The sequence below is a fragment of the Streptomyces sp. TRM68416 genome, from assembly GCF_014596915.1.
Classification (GTDB): domain Bacteria; phylum Actinomycetota; class Actinomycetes; order Streptomycetales; family Streptomycetaceae; genus Streptomyces.
Genome location: NZ_JACVWU010000037.1, coordinates 65622 through 80600, shown reverse-complemented (window position 1 = coordinate 80600; position 14979 = coordinate 65622). Strand labels below are relative to the sequence as shown.

20 protein-coding genes are annotated in these 14979 nt (G+C 69.4%); 5 read left to right on the top strand and 15 right to left on the bottom strand.

The window, feature by feature from the left end; genetic code table 11:
* Window positions 1–193: 193 nt before the first annotated feature.
* Both ICC28_RS37940 and ICC28_RS37930 read left to right on the top strand, forming a co-directional pair.
* On the top strand, window positions 194–478 hold the full coding sequence (locus ICC28_RS37940; RefSeq protein WP_188293403.1) for a hypothetical protein: 285 nt from the start codon (window positions 194–196) through the stop codon (window positions 476–478).
* 286 nt (window positions 479–764) lie between these two features.
* Window positions 765–1124: an ANTAR domain-containing protein gene (locus ICC28_RS37930; RefSeq protein ID WP_188293402.1), complete on the top strand. Its 360-nt coding sequence runs from the start codon at window positions 765–767 to the stop codon at window positions 1122–1124.
* A 362-nt stretch (window positions 1125–1486) separates the two neighbouring features.
* Here ICC28_RS37930 and ICC28_RS37925 read toward each other — a convergent pair whose 3' ends face one another.
* The 10 genes from ICC28_RS37925 to ICC28_RS37880 all read right to left on the bottom strand — a co-directional run bounded on the left by ICC28_RS37925 (window position 1487) and on the right by ICC28_RS37880 (window position 7976).
* Window positions 1487–2203, bottom strand: a complete 717-nt coding sequence (locus ICC28_RS37925) for a GAF and ANTAR domain-containing protein (RefSeq protein ID WP_188293401.1) — start codon at window positions 2201–2203, stop codon at window positions 1487–1489.
* A gap of 79 nt (window positions 2204–2282) precedes the next feature.
* The gene (locus ICC28_RS37920; protein ID WP_317454171.1) at window positions 2283–2972 is read right to left on the bottom strand and encodes an ANTAR domain-containing protein; all 690 of its coding nucleotides are present in this window, start codon (window positions 2970–2972) and stop codon (window positions 2283–2285) included.
* Window positions 2973–3033: 61 nt separating this feature from the next.
* Entirely contained in the window at window positions 3034–3705 is a 672-nt protein-coding gene (locus ICC28_RS37915; RefSeq protein WP_223190590.1) for a hypothetical protein, read from the bottom strand.
* Window positions 3702–4127 (bottom strand): STAS domain-containing protein, encoded by a 426-nt coding sequence (locus ICC28_RS37910; RefSeq protein WP_188293399.1) that lies wholly within the window; start codon window positions 4125–4127, stop codon window positions 3702–3704. The genes ICC28_RS37915 and ICC28_RS37910 overlap by 4 nt, the downstream gene beginning before the upstream one ends.
* A 365-nt stretch (window positions 4128–4492) precedes the next feature.
* Window positions 4493–5734 carry a PP2C family protein-serine/threonine phosphatase gene (locus ICC28_RS37905; RefSeq protein ID WP_188293398.1) on the bottom strand — a complete coding sequence of 414 codons (1242 nt, stop codon included), beginning with the start codon at window positions 5732–5734 and terminating at the stop codon, window positions 4493–4495.
* A 295-nt stretch (window positions 5735–6029) separates the two neighbouring features.
* Window positions 6030–6356 carry an STAS domain-containing protein gene (locus ICC28_RS37900; RefSeq protein ID WP_223190588.1) on the bottom strand — a complete coding sequence of 109 codons (327 nt, stop codon included), beginning with the start codon at window positions 6354–6356 and terminating at the stop codon, window positions 6030–6032.
* Window positions 6357–6410: 54 nt separating this feature from the next.
* Window positions 6411–6686, bottom strand: coding sequence for a hypothetical protein (locus ICC28_RS37895; protein ID WP_188293397.1), 276 nt, complete (start codon window positions 6684–6686; stop codon window positions 6411–6413).
* A gap of 10 nt (window positions 6687–6696) precedes the next feature.
* Window positions 6697–7401 carry a DUF5994 family protein gene (locus ICC28_RS37890; protein ID WP_188293396.1) on the bottom strand — a complete coding sequence of 235 codons (705 nt, stop codon included), beginning with the start codon at window positions 7399–7401 and terminating at the stop codon, window positions 6697–6699.
* Window positions 7402–7440: 39 nt separating this feature from the next.
* A complete protein-coding gene (locus tag ICC28_RS37885; RefSeq protein WP_188293395.1) occupies window positions 7441–7788 on the bottom strand; it encodes a hypothetical protein in 348 nt (115 codons plus the stop codon).
* On the bottom strand, window positions 7785–7976 hold the full coding sequence (locus ICC28_RS37880; RefSeq protein WP_188293394.1) for a CsbD family protein: 192 nt from the start codon (window positions 7974–7976) through the stop codon (window positions 7785–7787). Before ICC28_RS37880 ends, ICC28_RS37885 begins: the two co-directional genes overlap by 4 nt.
* A gap of 307 nt (window positions 7977–8283) precedes the next feature.
* On the opposite strand from ICC28_RS37880, the gene ICC28_RS37875 reads away from it, so the two are divergent.
* Both ICC28_RS37875 and ICC28_RS37870 read left to right on the top strand, forming a co-directional pair.
* Entirely contained in the window at window positions 8284–9285 is a 1002-nt protein-coding gene (locus ICC28_RS37875; protein ID WP_188293393.1) for an acyl-CoA desaturase, read from the top strand.
* 42 nt (window positions 9286–9327) lie between these two features.
* The gene (locus tag ICC28_RS37870; protein ID WP_188293392.1) at window positions 9328–9726 is read left to right on the top strand and encodes a DUF5994 family protein; all 399 of its coding nucleotides are present in this window, start codon (window positions 9328–9330) and stop codon (window positions 9724–9726) included.
* 68 nt (window positions 9727–9794) lie between these two features.
* On the opposite strand, the gene ICC28_RS37865 is transcribed toward ICC28_RS37870, so the two are convergent.
* The 4 genes from ICC28_RS37865 to ICC28_RS37850 all read right to left on the bottom strand — a co-directional run bounded on the left by ICC28_RS37865 (window position 9795) and on the right by ICC28_RS37850 (window position 13085).
* Complete coding sequence (locus ICC28_RS37865; RefSeq protein ID WP_317454170.1) at window positions 9795–10241, bottom strand: DUF5994 family protein; 447 nt, start codon at window positions 10239–10241, stop codon at window positions 9795–9797.
* A gap of 434 nt (window positions 10242–10675) precedes the next feature.
* On the bottom strand, window positions 10676–11164 hold the full coding sequence (locus ICC28_RS37860; RefSeq protein ID WP_188293391.1) for an Asp23/Gls24 family envelope stress response protein: 489 nt from the start codon (window positions 11162–11164) through the stop codon (window positions 10676–10678).
* A gap of 417 nt (window positions 11165–11581) precedes the next feature.
* On the bottom strand, window positions 11582–11854 hold the full coding sequence (locus ICC28_RS37855) for a hypothetical protein (protein ID WP_188293390.1): 273 nt from the start codon (window positions 11852–11854) through the stop codon (window positions 11582–11584).
* Between the two features lie 634 nt (window positions 11855–12488).
* Complete coding sequence (locus ICC28_RS37850) at window positions 12489–13085, bottom strand: DUF5994 family protein (protein WP_223190578.1); 597 nt, start codon at window positions 13083–13085, stop codon at window positions 12489–12491.
* Between the two features lie 295 nt (window positions 13086–13380).
* Here ICC28_RS37850 and ICC28_RS37845 point away from each other — a divergent pair, with 295 nt between their 5' ends.
* Window positions 13381–13923, top strand: coding sequence for a hypothetical protein (locus ICC28_RS37845; RefSeq protein ID WP_188293389.1), 543 nt, complete (start codon window positions 13381–13383; stop codon window positions 13921–13923).
* Here ICC28_RS37845 and ICC28_RS37840 read toward each other — a convergent pair.
* Entirely contained in the window at window positions 13906–14958 is a 1053-nt protein-coding gene (locus ICC28_RS37840; RefSeq protein WP_188293388.1) for a serine hydrolase domain-containing protein, read from the bottom strand. The genes ICC28_RS37845 and ICC28_RS37840 overlap by 18 nt on opposite strands.
* Between the last annotated feature and the right edge of the window lie 21 nt (window positions 14959–14979).

The window sequence follows — 14979 nt, the reverse complement described above, 5'->3', positions numbered from 1 at the left end:
TGCCGGGGGCAGGGGCGGCATGTCGCACGCTAGACCTCGCCGCAGTTCCCGAACAGGTCTCAAGCAGCCATCCACGCAGGACAGGACGCGCTTGCGGCGCACGCTATCCGCAATCGTTGGGCAGGGCTACACTGAGGGGTGAGGCCCCAGTCCCCGGTATCGATGCTGTGTCCCGCTCCCGGGGAGGCCCACCGTGTTCGTCCTGCTCCTCATCCTCATCACGGTCCTGTTCGGCTTCGGCTTCCTCGATCCCATTTGGTGGGTGGCCGCGGCGGTGCTGGTCTATGCCGCCACCCGACGCGGCCGCGATCGTGGCGGCGGCCGGAGCCGCGGCGGCAGTTCCGATCTCGGGGACTACCGGGACTACCAGGAGCGCCGGAGTCGCCAGGAACGTTGGGACCGCCGCTACAGCCGTCAGAACCGGGCGCGCTGGCGGCGCGAGGACCGTCGGGACCGCGAACACCGCAGGTACCCGTGAAGTGGCCGGGTAGCCACGGGTTGCGTTCGGAGGCGGCCGGGGCCCTGGTCGCCGCCTGGGAGGGCAGACGCGATCATCGGGCCGGGCTGTCTCAGGGCCGGTTATGCCAGAACGCTGATGAAACAGGCCCCTTCGATCGGCACCGACGATGTGCGGCCTGCCGAGGAGGAGGAAGCGGTCTTCAGGCACTACGGACTGCCCTACCAGCCGGGTGCGGCCGGCGAACGGTAACTGGCGTGCCGCTGATCACCCACGGACGGGATGACTGCCCTGTGAGGTACCGACCATGCACCAATTGACCCCGCCCCGTGAAGAACAGCGGCTGTTGAGGACTGTGCCCTTTGAGGGGGATGCAGCGTTGCTGGCCGAGATCGTCGAACTGCGCGCCAGAAATCACCAGTTGGGTCGGGCGCTGGCGAGCCGTGCGGTCATCGACCAGGCACGAGGCATGCTGATGGCCCTGGCGCCGTGTTCCAGCGAGAGGGCCTGGGACTTGCTGGTGGACGTGTCGCAGCACTGCAACATCAAGCTCCGGGACGTGGCCGCGGCCCTGGTCGCCACGACGAGGGACCGGATGCTGCCGGAACCGATACAGCGGGAGCTGCGCCGAGCACTGAGGCGCCTCCACGCGGCGGACCGGAGATGACGGTGTGCGCACCCGGCGGATACGGCACCGGGAGCTGTGAGCTCAACTCTCCGGTGTCTTCGTCCAGGACGGCCGTCGGACGCCTCGATTGTGTAGCCCGCTTCGTGGATCTCAAACACCGGTCGTGCGGTTCCTCGTCCCTTGTCCACTCCGCATCGCCTGTAGGCAGCCGCAGTTGCCCCACGGGCGGCGCCGGACCGCCAGCGGGCGGTGTGGGCCGTTCCCGGTTACCGCCGGTGCCCTGAGGACAGGGGGCGATGGGTGCGTCTGCATCCACGCAGTAGCCTTCGCGCTGCGGATGCTGTTCATCGAGCAGGAGTTGGACCAACACCAACACATAGCGGGCTCCGGCAGGGCGTGGGTCAGGACCCCAGGCCGGTGAGGGGTTCGGAACTGTCGATGAGGGCGCGGGCCACATCGGCCAGGCGCCGGTTGTGGGAGCGGGCGTAGCCGCGCAGCGCGGTGAACGCCTGCTCCATGTCGATGTCCTGGCGTTCGGCGAGCTTCCCCTTGGCCTGTTCGATCAGTACCCGGCTGTTCAGCGCCGTCTGCAGCTGTTCGTTGAGCACCGTGCTGCGCTGAGCGGTGCGTTGTTGCAGCAGGCTGATGGTGGCGACGTCGGCCAGGGCCTGGGCGACGGGTGTGGCGGCCGGGTCGAAGGGGCCGGGGGCGGTGCGGAAGAGGTTCAGGGCGCCGACGATCTCGTCCCGCAACCGCATGGGCAGAGCCTGGACCGCCCCGAACCCGCTGCGCTGGGCCGCCACCGCGAAGCGCGGCCAGCGGGCGGTCGCCGTACCGAGGTCGGGGACGATCACCGGTACGCCCGTGCGGAAGCACTCGAGGCAGGGGCCTTCGTCGTTCTGGAGCTGGAAGAGCTCCAGCAGGCGCACCTGTTCGTCGGAGGCGGCCATGACGCGGAGTCTGCCGTCCCGGTCGGCGAGCAACACCCCGGCGGCACTCACATCCAGCATGCCGACGCAGCGGTCGGTCAGCAGGCGCAGGAAATCGATGAGGTCGAAGTCGGCGACCAGATTGTCGGCCAGCTCGACGAAGGTCTTGGCCAGAAGCTGTTGGTCCATCGTGGGCACCCTCAATTGAGACTAGTCCCTGCCCGAAGGGGCGGGAAGTACGGCACGTTCCTCGGCCGGGACCCACACGTCAGGTGTCCTCCTCGTCCTGATCCGGCTCCGCGTCCGGGGAGAAACGAAGCCGTCGGGCCACCACGTCGGCGGCCACGTCTGCGAGCCGGCGTCCCCGCGTATAGGCGTAGGCGCGGAGCCGGACGAAGGCTTCTTCGATGCCGACTCCGAGCTGAGCCGTGAGCATTCCGCTGGCCTGGTCGATCTCCGCTCGGTAGGCGCCCAGGTCCGCGAAGCTGCGGTCCGCCATAGGCTCGCCGGTCGGTGCGCCCGTCTCGTCGATCCTCGTGTCGAGCAGGAGAAGCGTCGCGAGATCGGCGAACGCCAGTGCATCGGCCAGTTCCTCCGTGTTCAGCACGGTCGGAATGTTGGCGTAAAGGTCCAGAACCCCCGGGCTGATCGCTCCCTTCTGCAGAGGGAGCGAGAACACCGCGCGGGCTCCGGCTTCCAGGGCCGCATCGGCGAACACGGTCCAGTGATCCTGAAGTTCAGTGATGAGCAGATCGGGTGTCAAGACGGCCGAGCCGCGCACAAAGGCGTCCACGCAGGGCCCCTCGCCCAGCGTGAGCTGGAGCTCCTCCAGTTGCTCGCTGATGTCGTCGGTGCTGCACAGCGGATGGCTCGCCGCGGCCTTGGACATCGCCGACAGTCCGGCCCCGCCGACCGGCAGCGCGGCCACGGCCGCGGTGCATACGTCCACCACACTCACCCGGGCACCTCGTCGGACCGCCTGCTCGGCCACCAGCATCCGAATGCGGGTCGACCGCCTGTCAGGCCGCACTGGGGCCACCGTCTCCGGGCACCGTGACAAGGCCCTCCATCCTCGCCGTGGTGCGTTCCCCGAAGGGAAGTACCAGCGCGCGGAACGTGGTGGTGCCCAGTGGCCTGCGAAGCTCTCCGATGTCCAGCCACCCCCAGGAGCGGAGCGCAGCGAGGGTTGGGCGATCGGCCCGGTCCACCAGAGTGGCGCCGAGCGATGCCTGATGATCGGTCAGCAGCCGCTCCTGCACACGGCGGGCGAGTGCCCGGTCCTGGGGGTGCGGCCGGATCAGGATGGCAGCGAACGCGAAGACGTTGCCGGACACCGTCAGTTGCCCGACGCTGCGCGGCAATACTCCGTCGAATCCGAGCCACCAGGAGCCGTCGCCGCCGACCGGGAATCCGAAGGCGCATCCCGTCAGGCTGTCCGTCTCGGCGATCACCATGGCGAATCCCGGTCGACGCATGTCCGCAGTGAGACGGTTCAGGAAGTTCTGGCGGCTGGGACAGCGGTACGGATCACCCGGCGGAGTTGCGCGGGACTCCACGTACAGAGCCACCAGATCCTCACGCAGGTCCTCCACCAGCCAACGGCTCAGCCGACGCAACCGCGCCGGAGCCATGGCGGGCGGCTGGCCGTCCCCCGGCTTCAGCGACTGTCCCCGCCCGGGCTCGGCCGTCATGCCACATCACCCGAGAGAACAGGCGCAAGCGGGACAGACCGGTGCGGCGGGGCCGGACAGGGCGCGGCCGGGGTGTCACCGAGAGGAGAGGGCAGGTGGTCGAACGGAAGGCCGAGGAGCAGGGACCCGCAGCCGGCCAGGTCGAGAATCCGAGCCAGTGTCCTCGGCGGATGGTGCAGTCGCAGGGTCCCACCGGCCACGGTGGTCTGCTGCGCAGCGTGGAGGAACGAGTTGAGTCCGCTGCAGTCGCAGAAGGTGACGGGGGTGAGGTCGACGTCGATGGTGCGCATACCGTCCCGCAGGCACCGTTCCAGGGACTCGCGCACCAACGGCGCGGATTCGAGGTCGATCTCACCGGACAGGGTGATCAGCGCCTGTTTCCTTTGGTCATGGCGGTGGACGGTGAGCTGTGAGAGGGGCATGACGCCTCGGTTCGGAAGACCATCCGGCAGCGGCACGGTGAGCCGGAGTTCCGGCCCTCCGGGCGCGCCCCCGGCAGGGGCGTATTTTCGGGCGGAGGCAGAGCAGCGGCCGGTCCGGCAGCCTGCGCAGCAGGACGGAGGACCACCCAGTTCTCTCCAGGGAGGCGCCGGGTGACAGGCGAAGAGTCCGCACCCCGCAGCCATCTGTGTTCAGCAACAGCATGCCGCCGGGGTCTGGGGCGTCTGCACAGCAGAGTAGTCCTCACGTCGGGCGACGGACGGTCTGAAGCAGCCCAATCTCAGGATATGGACGGTGCAAAACACGCGGTGGCTCGCATGACGGAGCCGGTCGTGCCGTGGTCGGCTCACTCCAGGAGGGTGAGGTGGTCGGCGGCGCCCCCTCGCCATTCGAACAGGAAGAGGGTCGCGTCGTCGGTGGTGCGGCCGCCCCGTTCCTGCTTCAGGGCGTGGGAGAGTGAGCGCACCACCGCTCGTACTCCCTTCTCTGTGTGTTCGATGCGGTTGACCCAGTGGATGAGCTGCTCCTCGCCGAATTGTTCTTCGCCGGCTTCGTGCTCCTCGATCAGGCCGTCGGTGAAGCACAGCACCCGGTCGCCGCGTTGGAGCATCTGCGCGCTGATCCGGGGCTCTTCGCCGCCGAAGCCGACGGGCAAGGTGGTCGGGCCTGCCAGTTGCCGGACGACCTTGTGGTCACGGATCAGCAGCGGTGCGGGGTGGCCCGCGTTCACCCATTGCAGGTGGCCCGTCGTGATGTTCAGACGCATCATCTGGGCGGTGACGAAGTGGTCGGGCCCGAACTGCTCGGCGATCGCCCGGTCCATGAACGTGTAGATCTCGGACAGGCCGATGTCGGCACGTCTGGCGTGCCGGTAGGCCCCGACGGCGACGGTCGCCATCGTGGCGGCGTCCAGGCCGTGGCCCATCGCATCGACCATGGCCACGTGCAGGATGTCCTCGTTGAGGGCGTAGTCGAAGCTGTCGCCTGCGACGTCGTAGGCGGGCTCCAGGATTCCGGCCACCGCGACCTGCGGGACGGACATCGCCAGCGGCGGCAGCAGGGACCACTGGATCTCCGCGGCCACGCTCATCGGTTCGCGGCGCCGGACGAAGAAGAACTGATCGGTGTAGCTGTGCTTGGTGACCAGCATGTCGGCGACCAGGCCGGCGAGCCTGCGCAGCAGCCGCCGGTCGTCGTCATCGACGGTGTCCAGGGTGAGGGCCATCACGCCCACCTGGTCGCTGCCGTCCAGCAACGGCAGGTACATCCGGACGCCGTCGGACTGCGGCACCTCGACAGTGGTCGCCTGCAGAAAGGCCGTGCCGGCGGGAGAGTCACCGATCGGCTCAGGCTTGCCGACCAACAGCCGCCGACCCGGCAACGGCACCAACACCAGCTGCCCGTAGTCCTGCAGCAGGATCGAGACGTCGCGGCCCCCGACCCTGGCCACCTCTTCCGCGATCAGCGGGGCGATCAGCTGCGGCGGCATCTCGTGCGCCCGGTCCAGCAGCACCCCCAGCAGCCGCTCACCGAACCCTTCCGACCGGTCCAGCACTCCCTCGTCGGGCCGGCGCTCACCTTCCGCCATGACTGCACTCCCGCACCGGCGTCGTCGAAGCTTCGGCCGCCGTGTCCATGCTCACCTCGTGCCGCGAGTCCAGCGCCCGCAGCGACATGCGCGGTCCGTCCTGCGGTCACGGCGGATGCGCTCGACCCGCTCACGTGATCTGTACACACGGGCTCCTGACACGACCGCGATCAACCCGCACAGAGTGACGCGGCTGGCCGCGCCGAACAGCCCATTACGCCAGAGGCGGCATGTCACACCCGATCGGAACAGATGGCTCTGGGTCCCGTTGTGCACCACATCTCTCCCGGAGCCCTCACAGGAGCAGAAGATCGGAGCCGCTGTCCGTGAGGAGCCGTGTGGTCTGCGGGGACGGGTGGTGCAGTCGCAGGGACGCGTGGGTCTCGGCGGCGTGCCGCGACGCATGGAGGAAGACGCTCAGGCCGCTGCTGTCGCAGCGGCCGACGGCGGTCAGATCGACGTCGATGGTGGTAAGGCCGTCACTCAGGCACCGCTCCAGAGCGGTCCGCACCTGGGGTGCGGTGGCCGGGTCGATCTCGCCGGCCAGGGTGATCAGTGCTCGCCTGCCCCGGTCGTGCCGGTAGATGTTCAGCTGCGGAAGAGCCATGACGCCTCGGTTCATGGGACCCGGCCCGCTCCTTGCACAGTCATAGGCCCGGCGACGGAAACCGCCTGGTCACCTGTGGTGAGTGGTACGGCTGCGGCGGCGGCGCGGCGGGAACCGGCCGCGGCCCCCGTCGCGGTGGTCCCGCCGTTCGCCGGTGGTCGGCCACTCGGACCGGTCCGGTCCCACCGAGGGCTGCGGGGTGCCGCGGCCGCGGCGGCCGGGCAGGGGGGCGCTGTACCGGTGCACGGCGATTCTCTCGGCGTGCTGGATGTTGAGCCGGTGGATCACGTATGCCGCCGCTGCGATGAGGACGATGAAGGCGGCGGCCGTCAGGAAGGCGTTCATGGCGACCACCTCACATACCGACGATCAGGCGGCTGGCCCGGCCGGGCGGACCGGTCTGTTCCGGAACGGCCGCGGCCACGGCCGAGGCGCCGCCCTCGTACTCCCATGCCTCGTCCGGCTCCAGTGGCCCGCCGGTCGGGGAGACTCCGTGCCGGACCTCGTCCGCGGCGATGAGCGCGCTCGCAGTCAGTGGCGGCCCGTCGTAGTCCGACGCGGCAGCCATCAGACGGGCCGCCGACTCCGCGCCGGTCTCCGGCGGGATGACCAGCAGGTCCCAGCGGCCGGTGCCGTAAGAGAGCAGCAGCAGCTTGTGCGGGTCGATTTCCGGGGTGAACCAGCCGACCTTGACGATGTGGCCGTCCACGGGAACCTTGCGGGGGATGACCGGCCAGTGCTCAGGGTTGACGGCGATGCGGGTGATGCGGCCCCACAAGGGGTCCAACACGTCGGTCAGTGCCGGCAGTTCGCTCAGCAGATCCCGGGAGCGGGGCCACCAGGCACCGTCCAGGAGTCCACGGGAGGTGCCGTCGGTCTTCAGGGCGAGACGCGCGGCCGGGGCTGCGACGGGCTCGGGTTGCGGCAGGGGTGGAAGCAAGGTCGCCGACATGATGCGGACCCGTCTCCGGGCCGCCTCTGCGGCGGCCCGGGTTTCATCTTTCGCCAAGAACGACCCGGCATGGTAGCCGGTGTGCGAAATGCCCTCGGTACTGTCCACACTACTCCGCGCTCCCCTGCGGTGCGGAGGAGTGGGCGCCTAGATGTGGAGCAGTCGCTGGGTGATCTCCCGGTACTGCCTCAGCGCGAGCCGGAGTCCGTCGGACTGTGCCTCCGGGGCCTGGTCCTGCCAGCCGGCGCGCAGGACACGCCGCCGTTCCGCGAGGGCGCTCACCAGCTGGGCGGTGGCTTCGTCATAGGCGCTCTCGGCCTCTTCCAGCGCCTCGAGCGGACGCTCGGCGAAGGTGTTGAGAGCGTGCCGGAGGGACTGGACGATCTTGTCCTGTTCGGCCGACGGGAGCAGCGGCTCCGGGCCTGGGGTACGGCGCTCGGCGGGGCCCCGGGGCTGGCCGGCGGGCTGCTGGGCGCGCGTCTGGTCGTACATCATCGAGGGCCGCTGCCGCTACGCCCGAAGGCGCCCTTGGCCTTCTCGACGGCCTGCTTCAGGCTTCCGGCAACCCGGTCGGTCCTGCCTCGGCGCTGAAGTCGCCTGTTGCGGGTGACCCGGCCGAGCTCTTCCGTGATCCTGCCCTTCATCGTCTGCGCCTGGTTCCTGATGGTCCGTGAAGCGGTCATGGCGGGCCTCACTGTTGTCCGGTAGGTGGGTTCCCGCGGGTCTGGGCGAGGCGGGAAGGCGGAATGCTTCGCCGTGTGTTCCGGGGTGGCATGGCCTTGCACCGTGCTGCCAGTCAACGTCCGGCCACGGTCCGTGTCAACGCGGTCGCCACGCGAACCGGTCCGCCTCGTCCCGGAGCGTGCGGGAGTACGGTGGAGAGAGCGAGGCGCTTCGTAGCCGGTGTCCGGCCCCCTCCTCGCGACTCCCATCCCATGGGCAGCCCGTGACCCCGGCCGCGCCATCCGCATCCAGGCCGAGGAGCCACGTATGCCACTCAGTCCGACCACGTCCACGACGGTCACACCGTCGCGCGCCGCCCCGCCTCCCCCGGGCTACGACGGGACGTCCCCCTTCCCGCCGGACGGCCTAGCGCCCGCGCGAAGCGGCAGTGACCGGCTGTATGTCACGGTGACGGCGGTGATCGTCGTCCTGCCGTTCGTGGCGCTCGGCCTGGCCGGCTGGTTGCTGTGGGGGAGCCTCATCCATCCCGCCGACATCGTGCTCGCCCTCGCCCTCTACACGATCACCGGCCTCGGCGTCACGGTCGGCTTCCACCGTGGTCTCACCCACGGCGGCTACCGGGCCGTCCGTCCCGTGCGGATCGCGCTCGCGGTGGCCGGCTCGATGAGTTTCCAAGGCGATGTCATCGGCTGGGTCGCCACCCACCGGCGCCACCACGCCTTCACCGACCGGCCCGGCGACCCGCACTCGCCGTACCGCCACGGCACGCATCTGCGCGGCCAGTTGCGCGGGCTGGTGCACGCGCATGTCGGCTGGCTCTTCCGCAACGACCTTACGCCGCCGGAGCGTTACGCCCCCGACCTGCTGGCCGACCGCGACATCCGCGCCGTCGCCCGCGCCTTCCCGGCGCTGTGCGTCCTCACCCTCGCCCTGCCGTTCGCGGCGGGCTGGCTCATCGGCGGTACCTGGGTGCACGCGCTGACCGCCCTGCTGTGGGCGGGACTCGTCCGCATCGCCCTCCTCCACCACGTCACCTGGAGCGTGAACTCCCTCTGCCACATGATCGGCGAGCGGCCATTCCGCACCCGGCGCCACGACCGGGCCGCCAACCTGTGGCCCTTCGCACTGCTCTCGTTCGGCGAGAGCTGGCACAACCTCCACCACGCCGACCCCACCAGCGCCCGCCACGGCGTCGACCGCGGCCAGCTCGACCCCTCCGCCGCCGTCATCCGCCTCCTCGAACGCCTCGGCTGGGTGCACGACGTGCGCTGGCCGACGGCGGAGCGGGTCGCGGCCCGTCGCGCCTGACGTCAACCAATCAGTGTCTCATGGCAGTTGGCAGGAGTTTTCATGACCACCGCACTGCAACCCCCGCTTCCCTCTCACCTCCTCCTCCGTCTGCGCCTGGCTCCTCACGGCGGCATGCCCCAGCCCATCGACGGAGCGTGGTGGCCCCGTTCGTACGACCTGCTCGCCGAACTCCCCCGGCTGCTCGCCGGGCTGCCGCGCGCGTGGGGCCACATCACCAGCGTCACGGTCAACGGGGCGACCTGGTCCGCGGTGCCCGGCCGGATGCTCGTCTCCAACCAGGTCGTACGGCTGCACAGGACCCTCACGGCATCCGCCGCGCACACCATCGTCCTGCTCGCGCCCGGCCAGGGGCGTTGGGATCTGCTGGTCGTGCCTCCGGATACGACCGAGGAAGCCGCGGAACCGCTCATGGCGGCCGCGGCAAGTGGCCACGACTGATCCGGCCCGCGACGGACTGCCCGGCGAATCTTCAGGGCACCGACGGCCAGGTTCCGCGACGACGACCGTCACATCCCCACCACCAGCCGACCGGGCCGGCCGGTGGTGGCCTCGCACGACGAGGAGGTTTCGCCGGCCTGTTCCGCCGCCACGAGGGCGGTCGCGGTCGTCGGCGGGCCGGTGTTCGCGCTCGCGGCGGCCATCAGCCGGGCGGCCGAGGGGGCACTCGTCTCCGGGGGAATCACCAGGAGGTCCCAGCGGCCCGCCGTGTAAGACAGCAGCAGGATCTTGTGCGGATCCTGCTCCGACGTGAACCAACCGACCTCCACCACATGGCCGTTGACGCAGACCTTGCGCGGGAGTGCCGGCCAGTAGCGCGGGTTGACGGCGATATGGGTGATCCGTCCCCACAGCGGATCCAGTACGTCCGCCAGAGCAGAGAGTTCGTGTGTCAGGTCACGTGACCGAGGCCACCAGGCGCCGTCCAGCTCGACGTGCCCTGGTGAAGGACTCACGGATTTCAGCGCGAGGCGCGCGGTCGGGGTCCTGAAGGGAACGGCCCGTAGCGGGGGAGGGGAGGTGGTCGCGGACATCGCGCGAACCCGTCTCCGGACCTCTGCGCGAGCGCAGCTGCCCGGTGTCGTTGCTCACTGGGAACGACACCGGCATCGGAGCCGGTGTGCGAAATGCTCCCGATGCATTCACGCTACTCCCCGATGAGGCCCAACGGACCGTTCCTGGACGTGGGCTCACTTCTGTCGGCGGTCGTCCTCCGAGGAGCGGTCGGTCTCACCGCCGCCGGTTGCCGTGCTCGCGGGTGTGGAAGAGGTCGCCCGGTTCCCTCACCGTCGGCGAACCGCCCGGCGAAAACCAGCGCCATCCCGGTGAACAGGCCAACCGCGGCCACACCCATTGCGCGATCCTCGCTCGCTTTGGCTCCGGCAAGCGATTACTCCAGCCGCCGTTCTGGTTGTTCCTCGTCCTCGTCGAGCAGATGCACATCGCCGACCGCGATGTTGACCTCGACAACTTCCAGACCGGTCATCCGCTCGATGGCAGCGATCACGTTCTCTCTGACGTCGCCCGCGACCTCGACGATGGAGACGCCGTACTCGACGACGAGCTCCAGGTCGACCGCGGTCTGTACCTCGCCGACCTCGACCTTCACGCCGCTGGTGACGGACTTCCCGCCGGCACCGGGCACGCGTTCGCGCATGGCCCCCATGCCACGGGCGAACCCGCCGCCCATCGCATGGACGCCCGGTACATCCCGGGCCGCCAGCCCGGCGATCTTCGCCACCACACCGTCGGCGATTGTCGTATGGCCGCGCGCGCCCGGATCGCTTCCGTGCGGACCCCCCGCATTCTTCCCGCCGCGCTCGCCCAATGATCCCGCGCGAGGGGTCTCGGGCTGGTTCGGCAGTCCGGTTTCCGTCATCTTCGGTCACCACTTTCCGACGCCACAGGCAGCCTGTCGTGCCTCCTCATTTTCCTTCACGTTAACGGCGAGTGCCCGACCTCGCTCAGGCAAATGGCATGTGAGCGATGTCGGGCATTGCGCCCAGAGACGGCGGTGGTATCCCGCACAGAGGGGCAGGTCGGGTCAACGGCGACGCAGTTGTGTCACTCACGGAGATCGGCCGAGTGGATCACGTCTTCTCCAGGTGGCGTGTACCGGTGACGCAACGGCCCCGGCGTATACACACCGGGGCCGCCCTTCCGGGTCGTTGCACGTGAGAGTGCGCGGACCCACTCACCAGGGTATGCCTGGGACATCATTTCAGTCATATCGGCCATATGGGAGGGTGTGGCTGTCACGTGACCGGCCGGAGCCCTGAGGGCGGCCCGTGCCATGTCAGTCGCTGTCCTTCTCCTCGGTCTCCATGAACTGGATCCCTGTGTGCGTCAGCGTGACCATCGCGGGTGTGTTTCCTCTCGCCCGGTCGACCTGGATCAGTCCCTCGGCTGCCAAGTACGTGCAGGCGGCGGCCAGGTCCTCCTCGGGTATGGACGGGTCCTCGCGCAGCTGCGCCCCGGTGAGGCCGAGGAGGCGATTGCCTTCCACGGCCTCGTAAGGGTGCTTCGTGATCGCCTCGCGGTAGTGCTGCCGCTTGTGCAGTGTCGCCATGGTCGCCTGCACTCCCGTGCCGGCACTGACGGAAAACCGGATGTTTGGGGCGTTATCCACCTTCCCCCGCTGAGTGTCGTCGCCTCGGATTTCGTCCGGCTGTGTGTGATCGTCCCGGGAGGACTGGCTGGTCATCAGCCAGGAACGCAACGGCTCCGCCACGCGCGTGGTGTCCACGGTGAGGTGGAGGCGCGTTCCGTCGTAAGCGCCTCCGGGGTAGCTGCGCGCTTCGGTGCCGACGACACAACGGCGGAGAAGCTCCGCGACATGGCGAGTCGCCTCCGGGTCCGCGGCGACGATACGAGCCTCCGCGTGCCCGGCCGACGGCAGATCCGGTCATTCGTGGTGACCCGTTGCTCATACAGGACTACGCGCATCAGGGGCGACGTGTCGGTGGGTGTGACGGCAGTCGCCCCATACCCACCCCGGTTGGAAGCAGGTCTGCGTCATCAGCGGCTCCCCTCTCCACGCTCACGGCGTGTGGCGTCGGCAGGAGGAGCCTTCGGTGCGGTCGCATGTGAACTCTTGCGGGTCCGCCGGCCGATTCCCGGTAGGGCGTCGCTGTAGCGGAACGCCCCGATCCTTTCGTCATGCTGCGCGTTGAGCCGGTGGATCAGGAACATTCCCGCGATGATCACGGCCACGGTGACGGCTGTCTCCACATCCTCACCTCCTCAGGGCGGAACCCAAGATCCCTATCGCGGCTCCGGCCGCCGAAGCGGCTGGCTCCGCCGTCGGTCTCCCATTCCTCTTCCTGGCTCCGAGCCTCCGCCGCGTCGTGGCCGACGGCCTCGTCGGCCATCAGAGCGCTGGCGGTGCGGATACCTCCTGAAAAGGTTGCTGCTGCCATTAGCCGGGCGGCGGCGGCCGGCTCCGTCTCCGGAGGGATCACCAGCAGGTCCAGGCGGCCCACCGTGTAGGAGAGGAGGATCACTTTGTTCGGGTCCTGCCCGTCGGCGAACCAGCCGACATGCACCGTGTGCCCCGCGACAGGGACCTTGCGCGGGATGACGGGCCAGTGGGCCGGGTTCACAGTGACGTGGGTGATCCGGCCCCAGCACGCGTCCAGCGCGTTCGTCAGAGTGGGGATCTCCCGGAGGAGGTCACGGGAGCGGGGCCACCAGGCACCGTCCAGGAGAGCTGGAACCGAGCCGGTCGGGGCCAGGGACAGCCTGGCCGACGCCGAAGGCAGGCAGTCTTTGATGATCGTTGGTTCGATGGTCGCGGTCATGACGCGGACCTGTCCCCGGCCTCCTCCTGGAGGTCGGTGTTGATTCTCGCCGGGAACGACACCGCGTGGCGGCCGGTGTGCGAAGTACCCCCGTTCGCTTCACTCTACGCCGCTCCGAGGCTCCCAGGCATGCTCGTGAGCAGGCACTTTACCGAGAGAACGAGGTCCCGGGTTCGGCGAGGGCACCGGATTCTCGCGGCGATCCTCGCCGCCGTCACCATCCCCGCCCACGCGCTCGCACTCCGAGCTCCCTGCCACAGGGCCACCGGACCAGCGAAGCCTCAACGGCTTCGCGATGTACGCCGTCGTCATCCCCCTGGTCGCCCTGGTCGCCCTGGTGACCGAACGTGGCGCGAGCCCGACCGCAGCAGCGTGGGTCCTCGGCCTGTGCGGTGCGGGCCAGACCCTGGGCCGCACCCTCTATGCGACCCTGGCCCGACACACCGGCGTCACCACCCGCACGGTCACGTTGATCGTCGCGGGCGGTGCCACCACCGCGGCCCTCGTGCTCACACCGGGCCCGTACCCCCTGCTTCTCCTCCTGGCCATCGCGGCGGGCATGGTCCGCGGCAACCTCACCCTTCTCCAGGCCACCGCCGTCACGGGCCGCTGGGGACCGTTTGCCAGCGCGATCGCACACTTCGCCGGGGCAGCCCTCGCCGGAGAACCCGAGGGGTATCCCGCGCTCTTCGGGCCTCTTGCCGGTATCTCGGTCGGTGCCCGTCTCCGGCCGCGGCGTCCGTCAGACGCTGATGGAATGGGTGCAGGCAGAGACCAGGCAAGGGGATCTCGGTGCCGGAGCACCAGCAGCGCGCTCTGCTCACGTGAAGGCGAGTGAGCGGAATGCGTTGCGGATGTGGGTCAGCGGTTCGCGGTCGCGGGTGTAGTAGAGCTTGTTGGTGAGCAGGGCCGCCCATCGGTCCTTGCCGGGTGAGACCCAGATGCCTGTGCCGGTGAACCCGTAGTGGACCCAGATGTCGTCGGTTTCGGGCGTGGTGCCGGGGGCCGGGTGCCAGAACAGCCCACGGGGCGGGGTCAGTTGCCCTGTGTGGATCTGCAGGGATTCCTTGATCCAGTCTGGGCCGAATCCGGGTGCCTCGCTCACCCGTGACGGGTCGAGCAGGAAGCGCAGGAACATGGCGAGGTCGTTGAGGACGGAGAAGGCGCCCGCGATGCCGCACACTCCGCCGAGCAAGCGGGCGGAGAAGTCGTGTGCGGTGCCGCGGAGATGCGTCCCTGTGGCGTCGTCGAGTTCGGTGGGTGCACAGCGTGCGGCTGTGTCGGTGGGCAGTGGCCCGAAGCTGGTCTGTGTCATGCCGAGGGGCTGCCACACGCGGCTGGCTGCGAGGGCGTCGAGGCTTTGGCCGGAGAGGTGTTCGGCCAGGTAGCCGAGGATGAGGGCGGCGCGGTCGGTGTACTCGACCGCCTCGCCTGGCGGCCGGTGGAGGGCCTCGCGGAGGACACCGTCGCGGATGTCCTGGGGATCAGTGCCGTACAGGTTCTTCAGGTTGGCCCGGAGCGGGACGCCGGCGGTGTGGGTGAGCAGGTGACGAGCGGTCACCTGCGCCAGGGGGTGCCCGCTCACCTCGGGCCAGAAATCGCCCAGGAGCGTGTCGAGTTGGAGTTTGCCGTCTTCGACGAGGCAGCCGATGGCTGACCATACGGCGAGGATCTTGGTGAGGCTGGCGACGTCGAAGACGGTGTCGTGCCGCATGGGCTCGCTCGGCCGCTCGGGATCCAGGACGCCCGCGGTCCCGCTGGCACTGGTGCCGAGGCTGTCGCCGATGGCCCAGACGGCGCCGGGGTAGACCTTGTCGCGGACGCCGTCGTGGAGGAGCTGATGGATGCGGTCGGTGTCGAGGTCGAGCGCCATGGTCTCCCGATCGGTCGTGGG

Bases quoted from the DNA above. Each gene is read 5' to 3' on its own strand.
- ICC28_RS37930 (WP_188293402.1), top strand. From the start codon at position 765: ATGCACCAATTGACCCCGCCCCGTGAAGAACAGCGGCTGTTGAGGACT.
- ICC28_RS37925 (WP_188293401.1), bottom strand. From the start codon at position 2,203: ATGGACCAACAGCTTCTGGCCAAGACCTTCGTCGAGCTGGCCGACAAT.
- ICC28_RS37915 (WP_223190590.1), bottom strand. From the start codon at position 3,705: ATGACGGCCGAGCCCGGGCGGGGACAGTCGCTGAAGCCGGGGGACGGC.
- ICC28_RS37910 (WP_188293399.1), bottom strand. From the start codon at position 4,127: ATGCCCCTCTCACAGCTCACCGTCCACCGCCATGACCAAAGGAAACAG.
- ICC28_RS37905 (WP_188293398.1), bottom strand. From the start codon at position 5,734: ATGGCGGAAGGTGAGCGCCGGCCCGACGAGGGAGTGCTGGACCGGTCG.
- ICC28_RS37900 (WP_223190588.1), bottom strand. From the start codon at position 6,356: ATGAACCGAGGCGTCATGGCTCTTCCGCAGCTGAACATCTACCGGCAC.
- ICC28_RS37895 (WP_188293397.1), bottom strand. From the start codon at position 6,686: ATGAACGCCTTCCTGACGGCCGCCGCCTTCATCGTCCTCATCGCAGCG.
- ICC28_RS37885 (WP_188293395.1), bottom strand. From the start codon at position 7,788: ATGATGTACGACCAGACGCGCGCCCAGCAGCCCGCCGGCCAGCCCCGG.
- ICC28_RS37880 (WP_188293394.1), bottom strand. From the start codon at position 7,976: ATGACCGCTTCACGGACCATCAGGAACCAGGCGCAGACGATGAAGGGC.
- ICC28_RS37875 (WP_188293393.1), top strand. From the start codon at position 8,284: ATGCCACTCAGTCCGACCACGTCCACGACGGTCACACCGTCGCGCGCC.
- ICC28_RS37870 (WP_188293392.1), top strand. From the start codon at position 9,328: ATGACCACCGCACTGCAACCCCCGCTTCCCTCTCACCTCCTCCTCCGT.
- ICC28_RS37860 (WP_188293391.1), bottom strand. From the start codon at position 11,164: ATGACGGAAACCGGACTGCCGAACCAGCCCGAGACCCCTCGCGCGGGA.
- ICC28_RS37855 (WP_188293390.1), bottom strand. From the start codon at position 11,854: ATGGCGACACTGCACAAGCGGCAGCACTACCGCGAGGCGATCACGAAG.
- ICC28_RS37850 (WP_223190578.1), bottom strand. From the start codon at position 13,085: ATGACCGCGACCATCGAACCAACGATCATCAAAGACTGCCTGCCTTCG.
- ICC28_RS37845 (WP_188293389.1), top strand. From the start codon at position 13,381: ATGTACGCCGTCGTCATCCCCCTGGTCGCCCTGGTCGCCCTGGTGACC.
- ICC28_RS37840 (WP_188293388.1), bottom strand. From the start codon at position 14,958: ATGGCGCTCGACCTCGACACCGACCGCATCCATCAGCTCCTCCACGAC.